At 68.0% G+C, this 4,041-nt stretch carries 4 protein-coding genes; all 4 read left to right on the top strand.

Annotation, left to right across the window (positions count from 1 at the left end):
- Positions 1-114 precede the first annotated feature (114 nt).
- A complete protein-coding gene (gene tpiA, locus U9983_RS26930) occupies positions 115-936 on the top strand; it encodes a triose-phosphate isomerase (protein WP_322756701.1) in 822 nt (273 codons plus the stop codon).
- Positions 937-1,217: 281 nt separating this feature from the next.
- Entirely contained in the window at positions 1,218-2,975 is a 1,758-nt protein-coding gene (locus U9983_RS26925) for an ABC transporter substrate-binding protein (protein ID WP_322756700.1), read from the top strand.
- A 125-nt stretch (positions 2,976-3,100) separates the two neighbouring features.
- Positions 3,101-3,331 carry a preprotein translocase subunit SecG gene (gene secG, locus U9983_RS26920; protein ID WP_322751535.1) on the top strand — a complete coding sequence of 77 codons (231 nt, stop codon included), beginning with the start codon at positions 3,101-3,103 and terminating at the stop codon, positions 3,329-3,331.
- 152 nt (positions 3,332-3,483) lie between these two features.
- Positions 3,484-4,041, top strand: a 558-nt coding sequence (locus tag U9983_RS26915; protein WP_322756699.1) for an ABC transporter substrate-binding protein, incomplete at its 3' end; no start/stop codon positions are given.

Genomic DNA, 4,041 nt, shown 5'->3' with positions numbered 1-4,041 from the left:
GGATAACCGTAGTAATTCTAGAGCTAATACGTGCAACAAACCCCAACTTCTGGAAGGGATGCATTTATTAGATAAAAGGTCGACGCGGGCCTGTCTCGCAGCGTTGGACGCGTGATGGCGACTGACAAGCGGGCCGGGGCCGGCAGGAAGCAGCGCGGAAGCGGACGGCGCACCCTGGTCGCGGGTAACTGGAAGATGAACCTCAACCACCTTGAGGCGATAGCGCTCGTCCAGAAGGTGGCCTTTGACCTGAAGCCGGCCGAGTTGGACAATGCCGAGGTCGTCGTCCTGCCTCCCTTCACGGACATGCGCAGCGTCCAAACCCTCATCGACGGTGACAAGTTGGCCATCGGGTACGGCGCGCAGGATCTCTCCCCGCACAGCTCAGGTGCGCACACCGGCGACATCAGCGGTTCGATGCTCGCCCGGCTGGGCTGCGGCTATGTGGTGGTCGGTCACTCCGAACGCCGCGCCGACCACCACGAGGACGACGCGTTGGTGGCGGCCAAGGCACGGGCCGCCTACAGCCACGGGATCACCCCGATCCTGTGCGTGGGCGAGCCCGAAGCGGTGCGGGTCGCGGGTGACCACGTCACCCATGTTCTCGATCAACTTGACGGTTCGCTCGACGGGATCACCCCGGAGCAGGCACAGACACTGGTCGTCGCCTATGAACCGGTATGGGCGATCGGCACCGGGCGGACCGCCTCCGCCCAGGACGCACAGGACATGTGCGTTGCGATCCGGGGCCGGCTCGCCAAGCATTTCGGTCCGGCGACCGCCGCCGTCGTCCGCATCCTCTACGGCGGGTCGGTGAAGGCCTCGAGCGCGCCTGAGTTGTTCACCCAGCCCGACGTGGACGGCGGTCTCGTCGGCGGTGCGAGTCTGGACGCGGCGGAGTTCGCGGCGATCGTTCGCAGCGCCCCGCCGAGCTAGGCAGCGCCCCGCCGAGCTAGAGGGCCGAAGGCGGCGCGATCATAGTTTTTTCGCGCCGCCGGAGGCCGAGGTCCCCGGGTCGCTGGGCCGAAGGCTGCGCGATCATGGTTTTTTCGCGCCGCCGGAGGCCGAGGTCCCCGGGTCGTCGACGACCTGACCGGGTGACCAAACGGCCAGCTGACGATTGGTGCGACCGGTGCGGCAGGCGGTCTGATCCGGGTGTGCTTGGGTGGCTCCGGTGGCGGGATGCGGTCCCGCCGGGAAGGGGCTCAGCGCAGACCATGCTACGCAAGCATGCGATCACCCGGGTCGGCACCGCCGTGGCTGTCCTCGGCCTCGTTGCGGTCGCCTGCACCGGCGCGGGGCACGATGGGCAGGCATCGTCCGACCCGCCGGGTCCACCCGCCGCGGTCAGTACTCGGATCATCGCGCCTTCGAATCGGACCGGCGGGACGCTGCGTGTGGTGATGACCGCCGACTGTGATTCCTGGGACCCGCAGCGGACGTCGGCTGTCCACTGCTGGAACCAGGAACGCTGGATCTTCCGACAGTTGGTGACCTACACCGCGAGCGCCGGCGTCGCCAAACTGGCCGGGGACCTCGCCACCGATGTGCCCACGTCCAAGGACCTGCGCACCTGGACCTACACCATCCGCGAGGGGTTGACCTTCGAGGACGGCACGCCGATCACCTCCAGGGACATCAAGTACGGGATCGAGCGGGCGTTCGCCACCGATGTGATCACTGGTGGTCCCGGTGAGGTGACGGCGTTGCTCGCGGACGGCAACACCCCCTATCCAGGGCCCTACCAGGACCCGGCTCCCGACCGACTCGGTCTCAGCTCGGTCCAGACGCCCGACGACCGGACCATCACGTTCCGGCTGAACCGACCCTTCGCGGACTGGAACCTTGTCATGGCCTCGCCGGTCTCGACCCCGGTGCCGCGTGTCCATGACACGGCCGCCGGGTATGGAGCGCGTCCGGTTGCCTCCGGACCGTACAAGATCGAAAATTATCGGCCGGGTGAGTCGCTCACCCTTGTGCGCAACCCGCGCTGGACCCCGCAGGGCGACCCGAACCGCTCTGCCCATCCGGACCGCATCGTGGAGCGGATGGGGCTTTCCGCCGCCGACATCGACAACCGGATCCTCACCGATCAGGCCGACGTCTCCGGTGACCAGGCCGGCGTGGGTGCCCAGGCCGCAGCCCGGATCGTCGCCAACCCGAGTCTGCGCGCGGAGCGCACCATCGAGGCTCCCACCGGCATCCTGCGCTACCTGGCAGCGTTGACCACGGTTGCGCCGTTCAACGACATCCATTGCCGCACTGCTGTTGCATGGGCGCTTGACAAGCGGGCCCAGCAGGCGGCCCGGGGTGGCCCGATCGCCGGCGGGGAGATCGCCACCACGTTGCTCACGCCGCCCGTGCGGTACTACTCCTGGTTCGATCTCTTCCCGACTCCGGGTGCCGGCGGCAACGTTTCCAGGGCCAGGGAGGAACTCGCGGCCTGCGGCCGGCCCGCCGGCTTCGCCACGACGCTCGTCACCGGGTCGGCGGCGCTGGACGTCGCCCAGGCGGAGGCGGTCCGCAGTTCCTTGGCCCGGGTCGGTATCACGGTCACGATCAGCGTTTTGGATGATCAACACTACGCCGCCGCGGTGACCGGGATGCCTGACCGTACGCACGCCATGAAATACGGTCTCGTGCTGGCGGCCCGGCGTGGGTACCGCGCGGCACCGTACGCCTTTCTCGCCCCTCTCGCCGATGGACGCCAGATCAGCCCCCAGAACAACGTCAACATCGCCGAGCTGGATCAGCCCGCGGTCAGTGCGGATCTGGACCGCGCCATCCGGACGGCGGACGGGGATGATGCGGCCGGCGTCTGGACGGCGCTGGATCGGGCGGTCGTGGCGTCTGGTGCCTACATCCCGTTGCTCTACGACCAGGCGCTCAACGTCTACAGCGATCGGCTCACCAACATCCACTACTCGGCGGCCTTTATGATGGTGGACCTCACCTCGCTCGGTGTCGTCCCGTAGTGAACGGATGTCCAGACGGTCATCACCGCCGGGGTGGCGCGCCGTTCCTGCGACCGGAACGCCGTGATGTAACTTGGCACGATTGTTGTACCCCTCCAACGACGGCGCGGGAGCAGGTCTAAGAGATGACTGTTGGGCTGTCCATTGCCCTGATCATCACGAGTGTGCTGCTGGTGCTGCTCGTGTTGCTGCACCGGGCCAAGGGGGGCGGGCTGTCGACGGTGTTCGGCGGTGGCGTGTCCTCCTCGCTCGGGGGTTCTTCGGTTGTGGAGAAGAACCTCGATCGGCTGACGATTGCCGTCGCGCTGATCTGGATCACTTGTATCATCGGCCTGGGTCTCCTTCTCAAGGAGTGAGCGGCCTCGGACAGACACGAACGCCGGCCTCGGCGCTCCTCGCCTGCCTGGCTGTCCTTTTCGGGTTTGCCGCTGCCTGCGCCGGTGTTGATCCCGTTCCTGGGCCTGGGCCTGGACCGGGTCCGGGCCCGGTCCGGCCGGTCACCGCCACAGTGACCTCCGAGCCGACGGACAAGCCCGGCGGCACGCTACGGCTGGTCGGTGCCGCGATGCCCAGCGGTGACCCGGGCTGGGCGGCCGATGCCGGTGCGAGGATGCTGGTGCGGCTGGTCTCGCGCCAGCTGTACTCCTACCGTGCGAGCGCCGACCCGGTCTTCGCCGCGGCGCCCCAGCCCGACCTGGCTGTCGGCGCGCCCGTGGTCAGCGAGGGCGGGAAGGTCTACACGGTCATCCTGCGCTCGTCGGTGCGGTGGGATACCCCGGGGGTCAGGCGGGTGACCGCGACCGATGTCGCCCGCGGCATCAAACGGTTGTGCACCCCGCCGAAACCGTCGCCTATGGGTGGCTACTTCGCCGCTACCGTCACGGGCTTCGCCGCCTACTGCGACGAGCTCGGGCGGACGCCGCCAGCTGGTGCGCGTGACTTCATCGAGCATCGCGAGATCAGCGGCGTCCAGGTCATCGGCGACGAGACCCTTGAGTTCCACCTGCTTGAGCCGGCTGCCGACTTCACCGATGTGTTGGCCCTGCCGGCGGCGTCAGCGGTACCA

Origin of the sequence: Protofrankia sp. Cas3, from assembly GCF_963555955.1 — a bacterium.
Classification (GTDB): Bacteria; Actinomycetota; Actinomycetes; order Frankiales; family Frankiaceae; genus Protofrankia.
Note: the sequence above shows the minus strand (reverse complement) of the source record. Positions and strands in the feature narration are given on the sequence as shown.